This is a genomic window from Marinococcus sp. PL1-022, from assembly GCF_033845285.1.
Lineage (GTDB): Bacteria > Bacillota > Bacilli > Bacillales > Marinococcaceae > Marinococcus.
Map to the genome: position 1 here is coordinate 2,592,076 of NZ_JAWXCX010000001.1, position 22,852 is coordinate 2,614,927.

Annotated in this window: 22 protein-coding genes; 11 read left to right on the forward strand and 11 right to left on the reverse strand. The window is 48.7% G+C overall.

Annotated features, from left to right (window positions below):
• The first annotated feature begins 305 nt into the window (after positions 1-305).
• From SIC45_RS13310 to SIC45_RS13325, 4 genes are all read left to right on the forward strand, one after another.
• Positions 306-608 (forward strand): hypothetical protein, encoded by a 303-nt coding sequence (locus SIC45_RS13310; RefSeq protein WP_319632510.1) that lies wholly within the window; start codon positions 306-308, stop codon positions 606-608.
• A gap of 95 nt (positions 609-703) precedes the next feature.
• Positions 704-1,594, forward strand: coding sequence for an alpha/beta hydrolase (locus SIC45_RS13315; protein WP_319632511.1), 891 nt, complete (start codon positions 704-706; stop codon positions 1,592-1,594).
• 233 nt (positions 1,595-1,827) lie between these two features.
• Positions 1,828-3,171, forward strand: coding sequence for a hypothetical protein (locus SIC45_RS13320; protein WP_319632512.1), 1,344 nt, complete (start codon positions 1,828-1,830; stop codon positions 3,169-3,171).
• 112 nt (positions 3,172-3,283) lie between these two features.
• Positions 3,284-4,443 (forward strand): IS3 family transposase gene (locus SIC45_RS13325; protein ID WP_319632513.1). Its coding sequence is split into 2 segments (ribosomal slippage): positions 3,284-3,563 and positions 3,563-4,443, totalling 1,161 coding nucleotides; the frame shifts between segments, so codons are not numbered across the junction.
• A gap of 59 nt (positions 4,444-4,502) precedes the next feature.
• Here the strand turns inward: SIC45_RS13325 and SIC45_RS13330 are convergent.
• The 4 genes from SIC45_RS13330 to SIC45_RS13345 form a co-directional block, all read right to left on the reverse strand.
• The gene (locus SIC45_RS13330) at positions 4,503-5,669 is read right to left on the reverse strand and encodes a DnaJ domain-containing protein (RefSeq protein ID WP_319632514.1); all 1,167 of its coding nucleotides are present in this window, start codon (positions 5,667-5,669) and stop codon (positions 4,503-4,505) included.
• A gap of 21 nt (positions 5,670-5,690) precedes the next feature.
• A complete protein-coding gene (locus tag SIC45_RS13335; RefSeq protein ID WP_319632515.1) occupies positions 5,691-7,427 on the reverse strand; it encodes an Hsp70 family protein in 1,737 nt (578 codons plus the stop codon).
• A gap of 13 nt (positions 7,428-7,440) precedes the next feature.
• Positions 7,441-8,301: a hypothetical protein gene (locus SIC45_RS13340; protein ID WP_319632516.1), complete on the reverse strand. Its 861-nt coding sequence runs from the start codon at positions 8,299-8,301 to the stop codon at positions 7,441-7,443.
• A gap of 217 nt (positions 8,302-8,518) precedes the next feature.
• The gene (locus SIC45_RS13345) at positions 8,519-9,421 is read right to left on the reverse strand and encodes a cation diffusion facilitator family transporter (RefSeq protein ID WP_319632517.1); all 903 of its coding nucleotides are present in this window, start codon (positions 9,419-9,421) and stop codon (positions 8,519-8,521) included.
• 184 nt (positions 9,422-9,605) lie between these two features.
• Between SIC45_RS13345 and SIC45_RS13350 the strand changes: the two genes are divergently transcribed.
• A complete protein-coding gene (locus SIC45_RS13350; RefSeq protein ID WP_298787430.1) occupies positions 9,606-10,598 on the forward strand; it encodes an alpha/beta hydrolase in 993 nt (330 codons plus the stop codon).
• Between the two features lie 60 nt (positions 10,599-10,658).
• On the opposite strand, the gene SIC45_RS13355 is transcribed toward SIC45_RS13350, so the two are convergent.
• Entirely contained in the window at positions 10,659-11,750 is a 1,092-nt protein-coding gene (locus tag SIC45_RS13355) for a Xaa-Pro peptidase family protein (RefSeq protein WP_319632518.1), read from the reverse strand.
• A gap of 203 nt (positions 11,751-11,953) precedes the next feature.
• Here SIC45_RS13355 and SIC45_RS13360 point away from each other — a divergent pair, with 203 nt between their 5' ends.
• Positions 11,954-12,514 carry a hypothetical protein gene (locus tag SIC45_RS13360; RefSeq protein ID WP_319632519.1) on the forward strand — a complete coding sequence of 187 codons (561 nt, stop codon included), beginning with the start codon at positions 11,954-11,956 and terminating at the stop codon, positions 12,512-12,514.
• Positions 12,515-12,568: 54 nt separating this feature from the next.
• Positions 12,569-12,781: a KTSC domain-containing protein gene (locus tag SIC45_RS13365; protein WP_319632520.1), complete on the forward strand. Its 213-nt coding sequence runs from the start codon at positions 12,569-12,571 to the stop codon at positions 12,779-12,781.
• Positions 12,782-12,874: 93 nt separating this feature from the next.
• On the opposite strand, the gene SIC45_RS13370 is transcribed toward SIC45_RS13365, so the two are convergent.
• From SIC45_RS13370 to SIC45_RS13395, 6 genes are all read right to left on the reverse strand, one after another.
• On the reverse strand, positions 12,875-13,561 hold the full coding sequence (locus tag SIC45_RS13370; protein ID WP_319632521.1) for a peptidoglycan-binding protein: 687 nt from the start codon (positions 13,559-13,561) through the stop codon (positions 12,875-12,877).
• A 355-nt stretch (positions 13,562-13,916) separates the two neighbouring features.
• A complete protein-coding gene (locus SIC45_RS13375) occupies positions 13,917-14,963 on the reverse strand; it encodes an HD-GYP domain-containing protein (protein WP_319632522.1) in 1,047 nt (348 codons plus the stop codon).
• Between the two features lie 152 nt (positions 14,964-15,115).
• Positions 15,116-15,568 (reverse strand): universal stress protein, encoded by a 453-nt coding sequence (locus tag SIC45_RS13380; RefSeq protein WP_319632523.1) that lies wholly within the window; start codon positions 15,566-15,568, stop codon positions 15,116-15,118.
• Positions 15,569-15,640: 72 nt separating this feature from the next.
• Positions 15,641-17,185 carry a CocE/NonD family hydrolase gene (locus SIC45_RS13385; RefSeq protein ID WP_319632524.1) on the reverse strand — a complete coding sequence of 515 codons (1,545 nt, stop codon included), beginning with the start codon at positions 17,183-17,185 and terminating at the stop codon, positions 15,641-15,643.
• A gap of 1 nt (position 17,186) precedes the next feature.
• Positions 17,187-18,026, reverse strand: coding sequence for a YitT family protein (locus SIC45_RS13390; protein ID WP_298787444.1), 840 nt, complete (start codon positions 18,024-18,026; stop codon positions 17,187-17,189).
• Positions 18,027-18,117: 91 nt separating this feature from the next.
• Positions 18,118-19,599 (reverse strand): BCCT family transporter, encoded by a 1,482-nt coding sequence (locus SIC45_RS13395; RefSeq protein ID WP_319632525.1) that lies wholly within the window; start codon positions 19,597-19,599, stop codon positions 18,118-18,120.
• 273 nt (positions 19,600-19,872) lie between these two features.
• Between SIC45_RS13395 and SIC45_RS13400 the strand changes: the two genes are divergently transcribed.
• The 4 genes from SIC45_RS13400 to SIC45_RS13415 are packed head-to-tail and all read left to right on the forward strand — an operon-like array spanning position 19,873 to position 22,778.
• Complete coding sequence (locus SIC45_RS13400) at positions 19,873-20,448, forward strand: GbsR/MarR family transcriptional regulator (RefSeq protein ID WP_319632526.1); 576 nt, start codon at positions 19,873-19,875, stop codon at positions 20,446-20,448.
• Positions 20,448-21,329: a 3-keto-5-aminohexanoate cleavage protein gene (locus tag SIC45_RS13405; protein WP_319632527.1), complete on the forward strand. Its 882-nt coding sequence runs from the start codon at positions 20,448-20,450 to the stop codon at positions 21,327-21,329. The genes SIC45_RS13400 and SIC45_RS13405 overlap by 1 nt, the downstream gene beginning before the upstream one ends.
• A gap of 17 nt (positions 21,330-21,346) precedes the next feature.
• Positions 21,347-22,318, forward strand: coding sequence for a 3-hydroxyacyl-CoA dehydrogenase NAD-binding domain-containing protein (locus SIC45_RS13410; RefSeq protein ID WP_319632528.1), 972 nt, complete (start codon positions 21,347-21,349; stop codon positions 22,316-22,318).
• A complete protein-coding gene (locus SIC45_RS13415; RefSeq protein WP_319632529.1) occupies positions 22,308-22,778 on the forward strand; it encodes a thioesterase family protein in 471 nt (156 codons plus the stop codon). The genes SIC45_RS13410 and SIC45_RS13415 overlap by 11 nt, the downstream gene beginning before the upstream one ends.
• Positions 22,779-22,852 lie beyond the last annotated feature (74 nt).

Genomic DNA, 22,852 nt, shown 5'->3' on the forward strand with positions numbered 1-22,852 from the left:
CACATGCCTTTGCATGCGTTATGTTTTATAGTTTTACGGTGTTCTGATAGGAGAGCATACGCGCCGGCTGCGGAAAAGAAAACCGCTGCTTCAGAAAGCGCGCGTCGGGAATTGATACTGAAGAACGCAGAACACTTCCTGCGTCTAACGGGGAAAATGGTACATAATAATATACTCTTTTTATTTTAACATTGATTTTTTATTATCCATAGCAATCAGCCCTTTTACGTTTGTATGCGTAACGAAACCTTTTACAGGGAAAGGACGTATAGTAGTATACGCACACCAAAAGGAGGCAGCTATTCATGGAAACGTCCCGGATACTCAAATGGGTCACCGGCGGGATTGAACTGTTTCTCGGTATACCGATTATCGGCGGGCTCATCATTGTCGGCACAGGGTACCTGCCGCTGCAGATTATGCTTGTTGCCCATATTATCGCTCTTATTGCGTCTATCTATGATAAGCAAAAGAAAACCGGCAACATCCTGGGCATTATCACTTCCGTCGTCGCCTATATTCCAATTGTTGGTATGTTTATGCACATTCTCACCGGCATCTGGCTGCTTGTTGAAGCCTTCGGATATCAGCGCGAAAAAGAAATTTAAAGCGGGGCACGCCTCACATAGGCGTGTCTTGTTTATTTCTGCCTGAAAACAGGAATATGATTTTTAATACTTTTCAGGAAAGGAAGCAGTTACTTATGGCCAAATGGAAAACGTCTACGCAGGCAGCAATGCTGCGCTCTTTTCAAAAACGCGTCAGCCAGCAGTCCCAGTCGTATATTACCCCGCCGCCGGCTGATTCGGTCAGCACCTTCTCCTATCTGGTCGAAACGACCCCTGGAGCCACGCCGGTACATATTTATTACCCGATCGCGGACGTTTCCAAAAAGCTTCCGGTGTATATCAATCTGCACGGAGGGGGCTTTGTGATGGGCAGCTCCGGTGAAGATGCGGGCTGGTGCAGATACATCGCCGCTGAGGTCTCCTGCGTAGTGGTAAACATTGACTACCACCTGGCGCCAAAGACCCGCTTCCCGGCTTCGGTGCTTGAGGTGTTTGAAATTGTCGAATGGCTGACCGCGCATGCCGGGCGCCTTTCGCTGCAGATGGACAACTACGTGCTTGGCGGCCACAGCGCCGGGGGCAATCTTGCCGCCACGGCGAGCATGATGCTGCGTGATACCGGCCACAGGCTGCCGAAGCTGCAGATTCTTGACTATCCCGTCCTCGACCTGCAGACGGATCCCTACGAAAAGCCGTCGTATTCCACTGCCATTCCGCCTTATATTGCGCAGATTTTTAACGACAGCTACCTGCAGACACCACAGGACGCCCGTCACCCTTACGTTTCACCGTTATATGCTGAACAACTCGAAGGCCTGCCCCCGGCGCTCGTCATTACTGCTGAATACGATTCGCTCGCAAGAGAAGCGGCCCAGTACGTGAGCCGCCTGGAAAAAGCCGGCGTCGCGGTGCATCATTATCCATTTTCTGCGACCAGCCACGGATTTACGCATATGGGGAACGAAGAAACCGCGCTCGAAGCGTGGGCTACGATTATCCACGCGCTCAAGCGTGCCTTTAAATAATAGAAACCGCCCGTTTGATAACGGCCGGTTCATGCGCCGCCCTTCACCGGGGCGGCTTTTTTAGTTACAGATCGTATCCTCACAGATGTCGCGGTTTTTAACGTATGTTTTTTGACACGTGAGATCATAAGAATAAAAAATCGATTTCCTAATTATTTTCTATTTATTCAAAACTTTTATAATAGTAAAATAGAACTAATTAAGTCTATTTTAAAACAAAGGAGCCATTATTTATGAAAAAACTTTCATTAGGGTTTGTGTTTTTATTAGCTGCCTGTAGTCCTCAGGAGGAAAGTTCTTCATCAAAAGAGATAGAGGAACTAGAAAAAGAAAATGCACAATTAGAAGACGAGCTCGAAGAAAACGAAACAGAAGCGTCTGAGGGAGACACTAATCCTGGAGATACAAAAGAAGAAGACACTACGACAAATCAGGATAAATTAGAAGAACCATCCACAGACACCGAGAATGAAGAAAAAGAATGGTGGGCCCCAGCAGTGGAAAACAAAGCCCAAGCTGTACATAAAGATGAGGGAGAAGAGGGGGAAATTACCACTATATGGGGAAGCGGCGAAAGTAAACAAACTGCTACTGCCATGAATAACATACAGTTTATCGCCCCGGACGCTGAAAACACCTATTATTTTCTTGATGGCACAGAAGGAAACAAAAAAATCCGTTATTTTAATGGGCAGGAAAATGAAGTCATCTTTAATTTAACCGAGGATTCTATTGCGGATCGCTTTGAAGCAACCGGTCTCATTAATGATAGCGAAAACCTGCTTGTTGCTGATCAAAAAAATATTTTTAAGATAGAGAACGAAGAACTAACTCCGTATGATGATTCCTGGGAAAAATACTTCGAGGAAAAAGAATATACTTCAATTGAAAGAATCAAAAAATATGGAGAGCTTATCTATGTCTCTATATACTCTGAGAAAAATCAATCTACAAGTATAGTTACCATTGATTCTGAAGGCAAGATGAGTGAATTATACGAACACGAAGAGGAAGGCCCCATAAATGATTTTTACGTTCATGATAAAAATCACTTTTTCTTACTAAAAAAATCTAAAATAATGTCTATCGCTTCCTCCCAAGACGAACAGACAGATGGAGAACTAGTAGGAGATAAAACTTATTTCCTTCCTGACGAGGGAGTGTATTATAATGAAACGGCAGGAGAAGTCACGACTCCTCGCTTTTTCTGGATTAACACCGATCAACAAATTAATGTAGTTACAAACGATAAAAAAGAAACAAGTTCTTCTATGGAGGAAATGACTTTTGAGTGGATTTCTTTTCCTTACTCTATTGAAGCTTCCGAATCTGCTGGTTACAAAGTGAGCCAAGACGCTTCTGAAACTATTAACTTACATGACAATGAAGAAATAAATACTCTTTTAACCCTTGATGAATTTGGTTACAAAGACGATGAATTAAGTGAAGCAGAGTTAAGCTACACTAATGACTTTGTTTGGGATGGTACAGGGTATCTGTTTGCTGACCAAGCGAGCAATTCCATACGTAAATATTGGACCGATAACGCTCCTGCAAATGTGAAAAATAACGAGTAATTAATAAAAGCCAGGCCCTCTTTAAAATGAAGTGACCTAAATAAATGAGACAGATAAAAGCACCTCTCACGTCGTATTCGTAGTAGGATCGACAGATGGAGGTGTTTTTCTTATGGGAGAAAGTAAACGACGGTATCCAGCAGAAGTGAAACGGGAAGTTCTCCGGCTTAAATGGGAGGAAGGATGGAGCAACCGGTCACTCATGGATTCCTTCGGCATTAAGAATGTATCGCAAATCAAGCAATGGGCCAGGTGGGTCCAGAATGGAGAAGAGCATCGTCTTCGCCAGCCGGTTGGCAAGCAGTACACGTACGGCAAAGGCCCGCAGGACAGCGAAATTGACCGGTTGCGGCAGCAGGTGGAGTACTACGAAATGAAGGAGGCGTTGCTGGGAAAGTACCAGGAACTGGAAAGGAGGTGGTCCCGGAAGTCTTCCTCGCCTTCGTCGACCAGCACCGGCAAACGTATACGGTAACGTTCCTTTGTCACATTTTTGGGGTGCCCCGGGCCGCCTATTACCGTTGGTGCCGGAAGTCGTGGGAGCCCTCCGGGCTCGACCAACAGATCATCGACCTCTGCCGCTTCCTGCAGTTTCGGGCGGGACACCGGACCATCCGGGGACTGTTGGGAAAAGATCATGGGATTCATGTCCATCGGTGCACCGTCCAGCGCATCATGCAGAAGTACGGCCTCCAGTGCCAAATCAAACCTAAACGGGCCCGGAAACCCGCCGGCCTCTCCGATATGGTGGTGCCGAATCGGTTGAATCAACAGTTTCAGGCCCAGCAGCCGAATGAAAAATGGGTCACGGATATCACGTACCTGCCGTACGGGCCAACCATGTGGTATTTATCCACCGTGATGGACCTGTACAACAATGAAGTGCTGGCGTATACGATCCGCGATCGGCAGGATACCACCCTGGTGCTCGACACCCTGGAACGGGCCTGCGCGGGCCGGGAAACCAGCGGTACGATCCTCCACAGCGATCAGGGCTGCCAGTACACGTCTTATGCCTTTCAGGAAGCAGCTCACAAAAAAGGCATTATCACAAGCATGTCGCGCCGAGGCAACTGCTTTGATAATGCCGTCATTGAATCCTTCCATTCCTCGCTAAAGTCGGAAGGATTCCGCACCCCACGAGGGGTGCCCCTAACGTCTACCATTATACTAGAAAACGTGCAGACGTACATGTATTATTACAATTATCAGCGACCCTTTACGAAATTAGCCTTCCACACGCCGGTGGAATACCGAACGGCAGAAGGCTAGGTGCTTTATCTTGTCTCATATTTCTAGGTCAGTGCAAAACCAAGAGCCTGGCTTTTTTATTACGGAAAGTACATCAACCACTGGAAAAATATTATAACTCCTGCTGCAATAGCTGCGTACTTCAATACTTGCTTTCCGTTTCCAACAAAAAAATATACCGCACCGGCAATGAAACCCAGCCATCCTAAACCAAATATCGAAAATAATATAAAAATCCCAAACGATATTAAAAGCATCTTTACCGTTTCTTTTTTTATAAAGAAAGCTTCTTCTGTAGCTCCAGCACGTTTGTTTTCATTGCTGTGTGAGCTATTGCTCTTTTTTTGATAGTTATTATTTTCTACATCATTCTCTTCTAACCACTTTTCAATGTCCTGTTCCTGATCCTGATTCAAATAAGAAACAATCTCGTATATATTAATGTACAAAGGATGGTTCTTACGCAAATTATTTTCTTCATAGAGAGCTATCATCCAATAAGCTACCTGAAGACGTTCAACAGACCCTTCCGGCACTGTTTTCAGTTTTTCAACAGCTTCCGCTTTTGCTTCCGGATCACCAAGGTTAAAAGCTAATAATAAAATTTCTTTATACATCATCGCTTTCTCTATTGATTCAAATCTTAACGCATTAGTTCGCAATGATTGAAGAGCCTGTTCCGATCGTCCAATTTCATTTAAAAGTCGAGATTCTTTCAAGCACCAGTCAATATCACCCGTAAGTTCAATTAATTTCCGCACAAGATTTATCGCTTCTTTATGTTCTTTTATACTTTCTTTAACATCAACACCCAATATTAAACAGTCAATATTATTTGGCGTTTCGCGTAATAGTTTTTCGGAAATAATATTTGCTTCTATGCCATCCCCCTTATGAAGGAAAGCATAAGCCTTACACTGTAAAGCTTCTCTATTTCCCGGAGACTCTTTTAAAATCTGGTTGGTAATCGAAATAGCTTTATTGAAATCGCCCTGTTTAAGACTTCTCCAAGCGTCCTCCAATCTCTTACTATCATTTGAATTATTACTCCCTTGTTCGTCATATTCCCTGCGTTTATTATTATCCTTAAGTGTTTTAAAAGCCTCTGTGAGCAATTGAAACTCTTTTGGGTGCGTTTCATTAGAGTACTCACGGATTAAAGTAAAATAAGCTTGCTTTATTTCTGCTTCAGAAGCATTTGGTGCCAGATTCAACCTCTCGTAATAACTCATTGTATCTTTAACCATCTTTTACCCCTCTTTAGTTGTTTACACGTACTCAATTAATAAATCAGTAACCTCCCCCTGACGCTGACGAACTTTTTCAGTTTTTCCTTCTTTCAAGGCAGCATGGAGCATCTCAATTTTCTTTTCCATTTTTTGTTTTTGGTCTCCCTCTAATTGTTCGGCACGTTTTTCTGCTTTATAAATAGTGCTTTTCGCTCTGGAAAACAAATCTGAATGATCCCATTCATCGGCAATTTTAATCTGAGATTGAGATACTTCCACGTCACTCATTACGCCTTTTTGCGATTGAATGGCCTGTTGAATTTTTTTACCGGTACTGTTAATTACGGCTTCAACCTGCAATATACCATTGATATCGTATTCAAAAGTAACATTAATAGTTTCTTCACCTGCAGGAGCTTCAGGCACTCCTTTGAGGATCATATCATCAGCCAGTAGAATATTATCCTTCACGTACGGATTTTCTCCTTGATAAATATTAATTTTCACTTCTGTTTGGTTGTCTTCCATAGTGTAGTACGGCTTCGTTTCAGTTACTGGAATTGTTTCGTTTCTTGGAATAATTTCATCAAAGTACCCGTGAACTATCGTATCATTTACATATTTGCTAACTTCTACGCCAAGGGTGTAAGGGCAGACATCAATGACTACCAACCCTTTTGCTTTATCAACAGTCCCCTCTTTAATTCCGCCTTGAATAGCGGCTCCCAATGCTACAGCTTCGTCCGGGTTTACTGTTTTCAAAGGTGTTCTATTAAATTTATTTTCTACTGTTTCTTGAACGCATGGGATTCTGGTGGAGCCGCCGACTAAGAGAATCTCACTTACATCGGAAACATCAAGTCCAGCGTCAGTTAAAGCTTTTTCTACTTCTTTCATCGAAAGCTTTACTAATGGATCAATTAACTTTTCAAATTCAGCACGGCTAAGCTCTAAATCAATACTAATGGGAGCATTTTCATGAATACCCAAAAATGGAATTTGAATTTTAGCTACAGTTTGTGCAGATAAAGTTTTCTTTGCCTTCTCTGCTGCTTCTTTAAGAAGTGCTTCCCGTCTTAATTGTTCGCTTTCGTCAGCATCGACGTAAACATTGAAGCCTTTCTCCTTCTCAAATGTTTCAGTTATCCAATCAACAATTTTTTTATCAAAATCCATGCCGCCTAACTCATTATTACCAGCACTTGATTTTACTTGAAGAACACCATTGAACATTTCTACTATTGAGACGTCAAAGGTGCCGCCGCCCAGATCATAAACTAGCAAGTGCTGATTTTTATCAACATTCTCAAATCCAAAAGCCATTGCAGCTGCTGTAGGCTCGTTGATAAGACGATCCACTTTAAAACCAGCCAGTTCCCCAGCTTTTTGAGTAGCTTTTCTTTGAGCGTCACTAAAATATGCCGGCACTGTAACTACAGCTTCCGTTACTTCTTCTGCAAGCATTTCTTCTGCACTTTTCTTTAAATACGTTAAAATATGGGCAGAAATTTCTTCTGCTCTATATGATTCTTCTCCCATGGAGACCTTTTCTTCTGAGCCCATCAACCGTTTCACTTCAAGTACTGTTTGACTTGTTAAACTTGGGTATGAATCCTTTGCTTCCTGCCCTACAATAATTTCTCCGTTGAAATTCATTTGTACAATAGAAGGAGTCACCCTGCCTCCTTCTTTATTTGGAATTATTTCTGGGTGACCATTCTTTAAAACTGATACTGCTGAATTTGTTGTTCCTAAATCAATTCCGATAATAGCCATACTACGTTTCCCCCTAATTGTTTTCTTCTACTGTTACTACGATTGCTTTTTTCAATATTTTTTTTGTTGTTTTGTCTTTAAATCCCCGACCTTGGGTAGCATATACATAGTACGGCTCTAAATCAGGAGCCTGCTCTTGGGAAACAGTGCCTCTGCTCACCATTTCCCGCCCTTCAATTCTAGTGTTTTGAGTATTGATTGACTCGAGCCCGAACTCATTTAATATTTCGAGTACTTTTACTTCAAGCGCTTTAATTTTTTCCCGGAAGTCTATTTCGAATTGAGCCTGAAGAAGAGCATTAGTAAGTATTTCGATAGATTCGTACGTTTTTAATAAATAATTAGTGTAAGTACTTCTTAATTCTTCCCATTTTTCAATATAAGGTTTTAACTGCTCTTCCAACTCTAAATTTTCATTTGCGCCTTGCTTAGCGATATCGGGGAAATTAGGAAGAATATTTAAACAATCCCTATTTTTGAGGTCTCTTTTTTCTTTCGCTTCTTCTAAGGCTTGATTTAAATATAAAATTAAATTTTCGTACTGAAATTCCCGCTCTTCGTTTTCTTCAATGAATATTAACGGAGGCTCTCCATTTTTGCTCATTCTTTCATTAATGAAGTTGGCTTCGAGGTAACTACGGGTTAAGTCATTCAACTGTTCTTTTGATAATTCAAAAATACTTTTCCAATTATCGTATTGCTCTCCCATATGCATTTCTACTTCTTTCAACTCATCAATTAAATACTCATACCATTCCCACATTAAAACGCTTGTGGCTAGTTGGTACTGTTCATGAATTTTTATTAAGGAAGTTTCTAAATCTTCTTCTCTTGAAATTTCAATTAGAGGGTTATCATCACTCGTATTTTCCAATTCTCCTCCACCTCCATTAAATAGTATTAGTGGTTCTATTCTACCACTTTTAATGGAATATTTTTAGTTTTTTTGTATAATTATATCCATTTATTAATTCCTTTTACTCAATAAAAAAGTCTCTTCAATTCTAACATGGGTAAAAATACTGGAAACATAAAAACGGCCAGCAAAATAATGCTGACCGGCAGAACCTATTCTTTTTCTAATTTTTCCTTTAGTTACAGATCGTATCCTCACAGATGTCGCGGTTTTCCATGTCGATCTGGATCGTCGTGTGATGAATGCCGTGCTCCCTGTGCAGCAGCTCGTTGGCATTTTTCAGCGCCTCCTGCTGGCTCGTTCCTTCTTTAACGACCAGATGGCAGCTGAGAGCCGGGAAGTCTGACGTGATCGACCAGACGTGCAGATCGTGGATATCCTTCACATGATCGACGGCCAGCAGCTGTTCTTTTATCTGCTTCGTATCGATTCCCTCCGGCGTCCCTTCCATGAGTACGTGCACCGAGTCCCGCAGCACACGCAGACCACTGATGAAGACAAGCAACGCAACAATCATGCTTGCGATCGGGTCAGCGAGGCTCCAGCCAAACAGCATGATTAAAATCGCCGCTATAATGGCACCGACGGAGCCGAGCAGATCTCCAAGCACGTGCAAAAACGCGCTCCGGACGTTTAAATTTTCATGATTGTCTCCGCTGTGAAGAATGCGGGCCACCACAATATTGACGATCAGACCGATGGTGGCCACGATGAGCATTCCCGTGCTCACCACAGACGGCGGATCCATTAAACGCTGAATGCCCTCGTACGTAATATAAACGGCAATCACCATCAGCGCGAGACCGTTAATAAATGCAGCCAGCACTTCAAATCGGCGGTAGCCATAAGTTTTCGACGAGGTCGCACTGCGGCTGCCGTACCATATGGCTGCAAAGCTGAGGCCGAGCGCCGCTGAATCACTCAGCATATGCCCCGCGTCAGAAAGCAGTGCCAGACTGTTCGTCCACAGGCCCCCGATCACTTCGACGACCATAAAAACAGTAATTAAAATAAATGACCACTTCAGGGCCGTTTGGTTTGTTGTTCCGTGATCATGGCTGTGCCCTTCATGCGACATAGTGTCTCCTCCCTGTTTCTTTCCTTCTATATTCAAATCATCTTTTGATTAAATTATACCACTTTCACTCTTTTATTCAAACATTCTTTTGAATAATAAAATGTCTAAATTTTTCTTTAGAAGGGAATACAGTAACGTACGTAGAAGTTAACGTTTATAAAACCTACACAAGGAGAAGATGTTTATGCACAAACTAGTCAAACAGGCAGGCCTTGGCGCCTGCGGGCTGATCGCTGCAGCCGCTGCCTATGCATTCTTTTCACCGCGGCCGGCCGCCTGGTACGTAAAGCAGGCCTTTAAGGGCGGGCTTGAAACTGAAGCCCCCGACTTTGCCGAAGCAGCCGAACAAACGGTCCAGTACCAGGATATTGACTACGAATCCCAATACCGTAACGGTCGGCTGGATGTCATTTTAACGACGAAAAAAGAAGAAAAAACGCCGGTCGTTTTTTGGATGCACGGCGGCGCTTACGTCGCAGGCGACAAGCAGGATGCTTCCAAATACGCCACCTATCTGGCTGCCTCCGGCTACAATGTGATCAATATTAATTACGCACTCGCCCCGGCCGCTGCCTATCCGGCGCCATTAATCCAGCTGGATGAAGCGTACCGCTATATTAAACGGCACGCTGATGACTACGGCATCGACCTGACCAATATTTTTTTCGCCGGCGACTCTGCGGGCGCACAGATCGTTTCCCAGTATGCGGCCATCCAGCTGAACGAGGGGTACTCCCCCTGGGTGCCGGTAAGACGGCATATTGATCCAATTTATATCAAAGGAGTGCTGCTCTTCTGCGGTCCATATGACCTGCGTCAGATCGCCGGCGCACCGCTCGGCTGGTTCAACCGCTTCCTGTTCAAGCGTATCGGCTGGTCGTACATTGGTACGTACAACTGGGAGGACGCTCCAGCACTGACGGAAATATCGATGCTGCAGCGCCCGCCGGAAAAATTCGCGCCGACCTTTATTACAGATGGCAATAAAAACTCCTTCGATACCCAGGGACGCCGGCTCGCCGCACTGTTAAGCCGCCGCGTACCCGTCCGGGACATTTTTTACGATAAGGATGAAACACCGGTCGAACACGAATATCAATTTAAAATGGATCAGCCTGCCGCCCGGCAGACGTTCCGTTCCCTGACTGCTTTTATTGATACGTACAGTCGTACGTAAACGATGAAAGGGGCCTGCTGCGCATAAATAGCGCTCAGGCCCCTTTTTGTGTATCGAGTGCTACATGTTTAACAGCGTCCCGAGGCGGTTCATGATTTCCCCGCCGTGTTCGCTGACAACCACATCGTCCTCCAGACGGATGCCGCCCCAGCCTTCAATATAAATGCCCGGCTCAATGGTAAGCACCATCCCCGCTTCAAGCAGTTCGTCGTTGCCGCCGTGAATCGACGGTGCCTCGTGCACATCCATACCGAGGCCGTGACCGACACGGGTGATAAAATGATCGCCGAAGCCGGCTTCTGTCAGCACGTCCCGGGCGGCTTTGTCCACGTCCCCAATTCTTCCGCCGTGATAGCATGCCTTTATCGCCGCTGCTTTCGCTTCCGACACGAGCTCCAGGCGTTCCTGCGTCACTTCATCAGCTCCGCCGAACACCCACGTTCGTGTCATGTCGGCGCAGAATCGTCCGTACCGCGCACCGAGATCCACCAGAATCAGGTCCCCTTTTTGCAGCCGGGCTTCTGAAGGAACACCGTGCGGATAGGCGCTTTTTTCTCCGAACAGGACGATCGTATCAAACGCTGCCCCGTCTGCTCCCTGCTTTTTCATCACCTCTTCAAGCTGATGAACGACCTCCCGTTCGGTCACTCCTTCCCAAAGTCCTTCCGCAACGGTTTCAAGCGCCCGTTCAGTAATATCCACTGCGTGCTGAATCTGCTTCAGCTCCTCCGGCGATTTCACCTGGCGGCTCTGCACCACCACGTGCTCAAAGTCTGTGTAGTGGACGCCCGGATAAATCTGCTGCAGCCTTTCGAACCTGGCCACGGACAAATGATTTTTTTGTAATGCAATCCGGACAGGATTCGGCATCTGTGTATGAAGTGCTTTTTTCACAATTTTCCACGGGTCCTCGCTATCCGTGTAGGTAACAATGCTTCCGTGCCACCCGCTTTTCTCCACCAGCGCCCTTTCCATTTCCGGACAGACGAGCACTGGCTCTCCCTCCTGAAAAAGGACAAGCAGCAACAGCCGTTCATGCGGATCCGAATAAAAGCCGCTCGCATAGTAAATATCAACTGGATTCGTGATTACGGCTGCGTCCTCCTCCCGTGCTGCTAACGCCCGGGTCCATGCTTTAACTGCCGTTTTCATTTTTTCAGCCTCCTTTTTCTTTAGTATCGCATAATTTTTTAGATGCTTTCCAGTCGTTTCCTTTATCAGGGTTTTCCCAAAGGCAAAAAAGGGAAATAGTGATAACTGAAACGACTTCCTTTTTGGCTGGGTACACATACATAGATAAAACAGCGGGGTGGTTTCGCGCATGCCGCGCAAACCATAAAGGGGGGACAGCATCTATGCAGAACCAGGAATGGATCTTTAACGATATACTTTTCTTCTCCTCCCGCAATTCAGTTCCAGTTTATAACCACGGGGGGGAAACAGTCGGCCTGCTCGAGCGTGCCGATGCCAAATCCATCGAAGTTAACACAGATCATATGCGTACCGGGGATGCCTATCGGTTTAAAGATACGCACGGCCGTACGCGGATGGCCATGGGCGTAAAAAAAGGCAAGATGCACCGGCGCCTCCGCTATCATTATATGTTTCAGCCCTGCAGCGGGGCAAATGAAATTGAGCTGCGTGACCAGATATTTTTCCCTTACTTTCGTTTTCACGTAAAAGGGCGCATTAACGATGAACAGCTCGAAATATACCAGACCCGCCATGAGCAGCTGATCGTACGGTGCGAAAAAGTAACCGTCGCTACGATTACATTTAAAAACTCCGGCTGGAAGGTTTCAGCCTCCGTCAATAAAATTCAGGATTCCTGCGTGACAACGCCGGAATTTCTCACCCTCGCCTACTGTATGTTCCGCCTGAACGATTTTGAATCCTCCGATATTAAAACGCTGTAAGCAAAGTCTGTCGCCGGGAGTTTTCTTCACCTCCTCCGAAAGGAGCACAAAACTATGGATATGTACCGCATTCATTCGAGCCATTTGGCCCTGGCTGGCTACGACCCCTTCAGTGAACTGCTTCGCATTGAATTTACCGATGGCAGCGTCTATGACTACCGCGGCGTACCCGAGCATATTTTCCCCGGCCTGATGGCCTCAGATTCCGCAGGTGAATACCACTACCAGCGCATACGTGATGTTTATCCGTACACGAAAGCTGATTAACAGGAGCACTGCCCGGTGCTCTTTTTTTATGGCCTAAGACAGTAAAAAACCCGCCTACCTTTTTAGGTAAGACGGGTGCTGCTTATCTATTGATTAGTCGACTACTGTTACTTCTACGTCCTGACGGCCAAACGCGAATGCGTCGGATTTCGTCGGCACGTGGATGTCGATGCGGTCGTCATTGATCGCTCCGCCTGTGTCTGCTGCTTCATACGTGCCCATGCCTTCGACCTTCACGGTGGAGCCAAGCGGAATCACGTCCGGGTCTACGGCGATGACGTTCGCGTCACGGTCGTTGTTCAGGTTAACGCCTGTTGCCGTGATGCCGCTGCAGCCTGCACATTCAGCTGTATAAGCAGTAGCTTCCATCGTCATGGTGTCGCCGCTGCTGTCTGCGTCACTGCTGGTGGATGCTTCTGAAGAGCTGCTGCTTTCGCTTCCAGATGATTCGGATGTGGAGGCTGCCTTCACTGCTTCGCCGCCGTCCACGTCATCGAGCGCTGCACGGGTGTTCGGTCCGATAATGCCGTCCACTACGAGTCCCTGATCACGCTGGAAGCTGCGTACGGCGCTGTCCGTGATCGGTCCGTAGATGCCGTCTACGGCGTAGTCGTAATAGCCTTCATCCTCGAGAACAGACTGTGCTTCGGACACGTCGTCCCCGCGGTCTCCTTTGTTTAATAGGTCTGCTGCGTCCGACACGGCCGGTGCTGCTGCCATAAGTCCTGTTCCGAGTGCGAAACCACCGGCCCACTTCATCGATTGACGTACAGAAAACATATATGAATACCCCCAACTGTTTGAATTTCTCTCACAGCAAGAACTATAACGAACCAGCATGGGGGACTTCAAGCTTATTAGTTAATTGTAATTACATTGTAATTTCTATGTAATTATTACTAATGATTGATAAATTCCCGTAACAATTCCTCTGTTTTTTCTTATTTTCATCAACTCCCCATGACTGGGGACTTACAGCTGCTTTATTCCGCCCATTCATACGCTCAGGCTTGGTTCTGAATTTTTTCTTCTATTACAAAGCCTTTTTGGCAACTATTACAGAAGTTTTGCTTTTTTCACGATAACAGTGGCCGGGAGCTTTGAAATAAAAAAGCTGCCCCTGAAAAAGGAGCAGCTAATCCCCTTCCTTCTGCCTGACCAGCATGCGCCTGATGCGGAGCTTGCGGTTTGTCGGCACGTAAAACACCTTTGATGTGCCTTCTTCCTTAAGAAGAGGAAAGGTTGGGAGTTTATCATCAATTTTAATAACTGTGGCAATACGGTCGTCTGACAGCTCCACCGTGGCTCCTGACGGGAAAATCTCCAGGCTTTCACACAGCCGGGCCACATAATTCATATCCACACTCTCTTCGTTCACAATAATGCGCAGGGCTTTATGGGGACTCAGCGCTTCTCTGTACGGACGATCGAGGGATAATGCTGAAAAAATGTCCACCACACCAATCAATCTGGCCAGCTCCTGTATCTTCTCCTCATCAAGAGCACGGGGATAACCCCTGCCATTCAAGCGCTCATGATGATCAAGAGCCATCAGCGCTACGCGTTCTGAAAATTCCCACTCTTTAAGCAGCGTGTATCCATGCAGCGTATGTGCCTGGACGATCCCCATTTCCTGGCCGTTTAAAGCTCCATTTTTCCATAGTATTTCCTGCGGCACCTTCAGCTTGCCCACATCATGCAGCAGACAGCCCACCGCTATCTCTCTCATGTTCGGAAAGTCCAACTCATATGCCAGAAGAGTTCCTAATATAAACACGTCAAATGAGTGCTGGTACGTATACAGGTCCCACTCCTTTATTTTGTCCATCAGCGTTTTTACTTTTGGCATTTTCATTACCGAGCAGAACATATTTTCCAGCCATTCATAGCGGCGCAGATCATTCAGTGCGAAACCAAACCGATATTCATTGCCAAGGCCAATCACGTTGTCCAAAAACAGACGCTTTAATTCCTGATCACTTAACTGCTTTCCTTCCTGATTGTGTTCGGCCGCTTCACCAGCCTGATGAACTTCTACTTTTTCAATCCCCCACCTTTGCAGCTTATCGATCCGTTCCTTCGTTAATACCATTCCCTTTTTCAACGCCAGCGCGTTTCCTTTATATACATCCTCCCCCAACACGTCCTCCGGCCTTAAGTCTTTGATCAGTCTCTCCGTCATGATCTCCACCGCCCGTTATCGTATTATTATTCGAGTATTCGATTTTATATTAGGTATATGTTCACAGTACTTTAGTTGTTTATTAAAATCAATATACAATATGCAAATTATTATAAGAAAAGCCGGAAGCCCCTGGCTTCCGGCGGATACTTTTATTCTTCCTTGTTGTCTACGATCAATATATCGCAGCTGGCCGAACGCACGACCGCTTCCGAGAAGCTGCCCATCAGCGTACGGTCCATTTTATTCTTGCCCGTCTGCGGAAGCAGCACCAGATCAATCTGATAATCCGGCACTACCCGCTGCAGAAGCGTCTGCGTCGGAGCTCCGTGCTCGACAATCAGCTTCGCATCGAGCTTTCCGTGCACGTGAGACTCTGCCTTCTCCTTCACGGTGTTAAGTGTTTCGGTTGCCTCTTCTTCAGCTTTTTTTAAAACGTCTTCTTCGTAGCGGGCAAACGGCCCATAGCCCTTTTCCTCAACCATTGCAGCCAGATGAAGATCTGCGCCATGAAGTTCAGCCAGAGCACAGCCCTTTTTCACCACATGCTCCGGCACGCCTGCCGTTGGGTGTACGCCGATTAAAATGTTTTTGTATAGTTCCATATTTATACGCCTCCTTATTAAGTATATGGAATGCGTATTATGCCTATTCCCAACTACCGGAAAATGTATGCATCAATCCTTGAAAACAGGTGGCGTTTCAGCGAACACATGCAGCTGCGACGCCCCATGGATTTGCGCCCAGACGGGATGCTGCCGGTTCTCCATGCGCGGAAAGCTGCTCAAATATATTTCCATACGCAGCCGGCTTCCCGCCGAAAACCGGTACGCTGTCCGGCCAATATCGATGGTGTGCTCTTCGGCCTGCACGGTATCCACCACATTCCAGGCAGACCCGTCCGGCTTTACCTCGCTCACCCGCAGACCGATTGGAAGGTCCGGGCGGCTCAAAGTCATCCGCAGATGCGCCTGCACAGTACCGAGTATTTCCCAATCGCTTTGGAGCGGTGCGCCCGTATACACGAGCACGTCGTTTCGCGCCTGGATCTCCTGCTGATCAAAGCTTCCCGCCGGAAATCCGCTCATTAAAATATTTCCACCGCTCGTCGGCACCGGGTCACCCGGGTCGTGCGTCACCTGGCGGCCGGGCTGCTCCAGCTTCGGCATTTCCGCAGAAAGCAGGCCGTCTGGATGCAGATTAAACACCGCCCCGGCCTGTCCCTCCGGCATTTCCGCACCGCTCCACCATTCACCAGCGTGCATGACGTAATAATGCACCGGGTCCCGGAGCGGCGCCGTTCCATCCTTCAGCCAGCGGTCAAACCACTGCAGAAACAGCCCGGTCCGGTCCACCTGCGCGCCAGGAAAAAAGACGTCCCCCGCCTGGCCGCTCTGGTCCTCGTGCGTCCACGGGCCGATCCAAAGCTCCGCCAGCCCGGCCGATCTTTGATACAAATCCATTGTTTCTTCAAGAAAGCAGTCGTACCATCCGGCGAGAAACAGGGCCGGTACTTTAATGCTCTCCGGAGTGGCCTGCATGCGCTGCCTGGCTTCTGCTGAAACGTCTCCAAGCAGAAAATCTCTGTAGTACGAGGGTAGACCGGCCGCTGTAACCGGAGGCCACGTGAGCGGATCTCCTTTCCCGAGCCAGGACGGAAGATGTTTAAGATATGCGCTGATACGTGCCGGACCTTCGGGACCCTCTGCCCGCTCCAGGTGATCGGGAAGCATGGACTCTGCTACCCATGACTGCCATTTGCCGAGCTCAAGCACGCCCCGGCTTCCCCGCATCGTGCCCCAGCCGTCCGCAAAGGTCATCATCGGTGCGATTGCCTGCAGCGACGGTGGCTGCACCGCTGCCGCTGCCACCTGGGTGAAGCCGTGATACGACATGCCAATCATGCCGACGTCCCCGTTCACCTCCGGAAGACGCGCTGCCCATTCCACCGCATCATAGCCGTCAGAGGCTTCGTCTATAAATGGATAAAATTCTCCCCCGGAGGCAAACCGGCCGCGCACGTCCTGAATCACAACCACGTACCCGGCCGCTGTCAGGCGTTCGATATCAACGAGCGTTTCCCGGTAATGACGGGTCGTTTTGTCGTATGGCAGCCGGAGCAAAAGAGCCGGCCAGCTGCCGGCCCTGTCCGGACGGTACACGTCTGCGCGCAGCACGGTGCCGTCACGCATCCGTTCTTCCACCTGCTTTTCGATACGCATGTTACGAACGCACTTCCTCGTGGCCGATCGAAAACGTTCCGCCCGACACGTCCTTCACGTTATGCACCACAATGAACGCATTCGGATCCACTTCCTTAATCACCCGTTTCAGGCGAAGCAGACGGTGCGAGTGAATCACAATATACAGCACGCGGCGCTGCTCCTTCATATACTCCCCACGGCCGTCAAAAACGGTCGCACTCGAGGCAAGCTCCTTCGTAATACGCTCGGAGATCTGCTCCGAGTACGGAGACACCACGTTGAGCGCTTTTTTTGAGTCAAAGCCGCCGAGCACAAAGTCGGTGACAACCTTTCCAATGTAGAGCGTAATCAAGGTATACATCGTAGACACCGGCCCAATAATGAAAATCCCTGCAATAACGACGAGTGCGTCCAGAACGAGCGTCATGCCGGTCAGATCCCAGCCGAGCTGCTGGTTAAAGGCACGGGCAATAATGGATGTCCCTCCGACGGAGCTTCCTGCCTGATAAATAAAGCCGAAGCCGACCCCGGTAATGGCACCGGCAAAAATCGCCGCAAGCAGCGGATCCTCCATCGGTTGGGCGTACACTCCTTCAAAAATCCAGATGAAAAACGAAAACAGCGCCACGTTAAAAATCGTTTTATACACCATGTGGCGCGGCAGATAGCGAATTCCAATACCAAGCAGCAGAATGAAGATGATTGGTGTCGAAATACTCGGCGAGATGTCGAGCCCGTAATAGATTAAAAGCGACATCCCGACAATGCCGCCCTCGGCAATGGAATTGGGCATCGCAAGCTGTGTCACCGCTAGCGCAAACAGCAGCGTGCCGATAATAATATACATTATATTTTTCATACGTTCTTTTCCCCCCACATATATTTTTTCAGACAAAACTATATTATAACGCAAAAAAGAGCAGGAACGCAGCCTGCGTTCCTGCCCGCGCTTATTGTCCGCGTTTTTGGTCGAGGTTTAAGGTCTTGACAATGCCTACGCACATTAAAATGACAATGACTGAGAGCGGCAGTGCGCTGACCACAATCGCGGTCTGGAAGGCACTCAGGCCGCCGACTACTAATAGTATCGCAGTGACAGAGACAAAGAAGACGCCCCACATAATTTTAATCGTCACCGGCGGGTTCAGACTGCCCCCGGTCGTCTGCATCCCGAGCACAAATGTCGCAGAGTCCGCGGTAGTCACGAAGAATATCGTCACCACAATAATGGCAAATACGGACATAATGCCCCCGAGCGGATACGTTTCAAGCACATAAAACAGCGCCGTTTCGAGCGACTGCGATGACACCTCGCGTCCTTCAAACAGCTCGAGGAAAATCGCGCTTCCGCCAAGCGTGCTGAACCAGAAGAACGAAACGATCGATGGCACAAGCAGCACCCCGGCCATAAATTCACGAATTGTCCGGCCTCTTGAAATCCGGGCTACAAACATCCCGACAAATGGTGTCCAAGAAATCCACCAGGCCCAGTAGAAGACGGTCCAGTTCTGCGTCCAGGAGGCTTCCTGCTCATCGATCGGATCCATCCGCAGTCCCCAGCCAAGGAAGTTCTGTACGTAATCCGACAGGCCGGAAGCAAACATGTTAATTAAAAAGAGCGTCGGTCCGGCAATCAGCATAAACAACAGCAGGATGCCGGTCAGGCTCAGGTTGATGTTACTTAAATACTTGATGCCGCGCTGAATCCCCGTGCTTGCTGATGTTACGAAGATAATCGTCACAATCGTCATGATAATGAACTGCACGCCGAGATTATACGGCACGTCGAAAATAAACTGCAGGCCGGCGTTAATCTGCTGGGATCCGAGCCCGAGCGAGGCGGCGACCCCGAATAATGTAGCAAATACGGCAATAATATCAACCACGTTTGCAACCGGGCCGTACGCATATTTGCCGAGCACCGGCCGGAGCGTCGTACTCATCAGTCCCGGTGCCTGGTAGCGGAACTGCTGCAGAGCGAGCGCCAGCGCTACCAGCGCATAGATCGCCCAGGCATGCAGTCCCCAGTGAAGCCACGTCGAGGAAACACCCCGGATGGCATCACCTTCTGCACCGCCCTCACCGTTTGGCGGGCTCGAAAAGTGCCCGATCGGCTCGGACACCCCGTAAAAGAGCAGCCCGATCCCGATACCGGCAGAAAACAGCATCGTAAACCAGGTGAGCCGGTTAAACTCCGGCTTTTCATCCGGTTTGCCGAGCCGCACCTTTCCGTATTTACTGAATCCCAGGTAGACGGCGAAAATTAACAGAAGCGTCACTAAAATCTGAAAATACCAGCCGAAATGCACAAATACAAACGCCTGGGCAGCACTCATTGCTGCTTCAAGCTGCGCAGTAAAAAATACGCCGAACGCTAAGAATAATAGGATAAGAACGATCGACACTTTTAAAACCGTCGTCATTTTTCTCATTATGTATGTACCTCCTCCATAGTCTTTCCGCTGCACTCGTTCACAACGTCCTTCATTATAGAGAAAGCCCTTTGAAAAGGAAAAACGCGTAAGCCCGCAAAAATCGCCGTAAAATCTATGCAATTTTTATTGCACAGAGTTTATAGTTCATTATCTTATATTTCCTTCCTTTTTCGCCATTAGTGAGCCCAACCTGCGTTTTTGTCTTTTTTTTGAAACATGATACAGTTAGACGCGTGGAAAACAGAGAAGGAATGATAAAGGGGGAGCGCCATGAGTGCCTCAGGGGATAAAAGCCAGCTGCTTGAACAATTGAATGAAACCGAACGGCAGATTGCCGACCGCATTTCCGACAATATGAATACGTTTGGCGTGTCATCAACGATCGGCCGGCTGCTCGGCATTATTTACATGAACCGCGAGCCGATGACGCTCGATGACCTGGCCGAAGCAACCGGAATGAGCAAGACCCGGATGAGCCAGGTGATGCGGCAGATGATTTCATTAAACATTGCGGAAAAAGAGCATGTCAAAGGCAGCCGCAAGGAGCATTACAATGTGGAAAACGATTATGTGCAGACGTTTGTGTCCCTGTTTACGACAAACTGGCGGGAAGTGATCAGCAAAAACCGCCAGTTTGCCAACAAGCTGCAGCGCGAAATCAATGAGGTCGCTGCTGCAAGCGACGGTTCAGCTGAGGTAGACCAGAAAATTACCGAGCTCCGTAAAGAGCTCGACGAATGGGTCGCATATTATAACTGGATCAGCCGTCTCGTCGAATTTTTCGAAAGCGGAGATATTTTCGACGCTGTTCCAATAGAGAGAAATGATAAAGGAGAAGATAAATAATGGGCCAGAAAACAATTATTACAAGCGCCGTTACAGGCGCCGGAGAAACGACAGACAAAAGCCAGCATGTTCCCGTAACACCGGAAGCTATCGCCCGTGACGCCATCGAAGCAGCCAAAGCAGGAGCCGCAGTCGCCCACATTCACGTGCGCGATCCAAAAACAGGAGCCTACAGCTTTGACCCCGCCCTCTTCCAGGAGGTCGTAGAGCGCGTCCGCGAAAGCGACATCGACGTCGTGCTGAACCTTACAGCCGGAGGCGGCGGCGATTTTGTTCCCGACCAGAAGCACCCTGCCACCGGCGGCGGCGGCACCTTTATACAGACACCGGAGGAGCGCCACCTTCCGGTCGGAAAATATCTTCCGGAAATATGCACCCTCGACTGCGGCAGCCTGAACTTCGGCGACCAGGTGTACCTCGGCCCGGCCGGCTGGCTGCGTGAGCAGGCATCGCTGATTCAGCAGAGCGGCGTGAAGGCAGAAATGGAGTGCTTTGATACCGGCCACGTCCGCTTTGCCAACCAGCTTGTCCGCGAAGGCCTCGTGGACGGCGATCCGCTCTACCAGTTCTGCCTCGGCATTCCGTGGGGCGCAGAAGCTGATGCGGAAACGATGCTTCATATGAGGCATCACCTGCCGGAGGGCGCCAACTGGTCCGCTTTCGGTATCGGCCGCATGCAGATTCCGATGGTTGCCCAGGCAGCTCTTCTTGGCGGCAACGTCCGTGTCGGCCTCGAGGACAACCTTTACCTTGAAAAAGGCGTGCTCGGCACAAACGCCCAGCTCGTCGATAAAGCCGTGCAGCTGCTGCAAACGCTGAACGTAGAACCAATGACCCCGCAGGAAGCACGCGATACGCTCGGCCTAACGAAACAATCTTAAATCTTTAGGAGGACCTCATGAATCCAACAACAACTACTATTGCCGTCATCGGAACCGGTGTGATCGGAAACGGATGGATCGCCCGTTTCCTCGCGCACGGCTTTCACGTTATCGCCTGTGATCCGGCGGACGGCGCCGAAGAAAAAACCCACAGCACCGTCGCGTCGCTTTGGCCGAAGCTGAAGGAAAATGGCATGCACGACGATGCTTCCATCGATAAGCTTACATTTACGACTGATATTACAGATGCTGTCTCGAACGCTGCCCTTGTTCAGGAAAACGTACCCGAGCGCGAGGACATCAAACGAAGCGTGCTCGCCCAGATTGATGAACACGCGCCGGCCGAAGCCATCATTGCCTCAAGCACATCCGGCTACAAGCCGACAACACTGCAGACCGACTGCACCCGCCATCCGGAGCGCGTCATCGTTGCCCACCCGTTCCATCCCGTCTACCTGCTCCCGCTTGTGGAGCTCTCCGGCGGTGAGCAGACCACGAGTGCCGAAATGGAGCATGCGCAGGCGATATATGAACTTGCCGGCATGAAGCCGCTTGTGATGAAGGGCGAGGTGGACGGCCATATTGCCGACCGCCTGATGGAAGCCCTCTGGCGGGAAGCCCTTCACATCGTTAATGACGGCCACGCCACCACCGAGGAAGTCGACAAAGCGATCGTCTACGGCGCCGGTCTCCGCTGGGCGCTGATGGGACCGTTTTTGACCTTTCATCTGGCCGGAGGGGACAAAGGTATGACCCACATGCTCGAGCAGTTCGGCCCGGCTCTGAAAGCGCCGTGGACCAAGCTGGAAGCACCAGAGCTCACTCCGGAGCTGAGCGAAAAAGTGATCGAGGGCACGAAGGAGCAGTCCGGGGATAAAAGCGTCGCCGAGCTTGAAGAGCGCCGCGATGAATTTCTTTTAAAGCTGATGAACCTGCTGCACGAAGGCAGCTACTGGCCGGCTGAAAAGGTGGAGAGCCATGACAGATAACCATACCGTATGGAACGGGCGCGTGGAAAAGGAATGGGTGGATTACAACGGGCACATGAACGATGCGGCCTACGCTGTTGTTTTCAGCCGCGCGCTGGACGCGCTGCTTGAAGACGCCGGCCTGACCGCCCGCTTTATCGAACAGGAGAAGTACACCGTATTCACCCTCGAGACGCACCTGATGTATCTGGCGGAGGCCCACCAGGACCAGCCGCTCGCTGTGTCAGCGATGATCCTCGACCAGGACGCCAAGCGGCTGCATCTGTGGTTTGAGATGCAGAATAAGCAGAACGAAACGATTGCCACGAGCGAACAAATGGTCATGGGAATGGATCAGGCCGCCGGCCGCCCTGCCCCATTCCCCAAAACGCTTCAGCAGAGCTTTGCCGGCCTTCCGGTTCTTACTCCGGAAAGCTGGCCCGCCAAAGCCGGTCGCTCGATTGGAATTAAACGAAAATAACACAGCATCAGCCGGTACTCTTGATGAGAGCGCCGGCTGATTTTTTACATTGTCCAATTTTTAGCTTAACAACC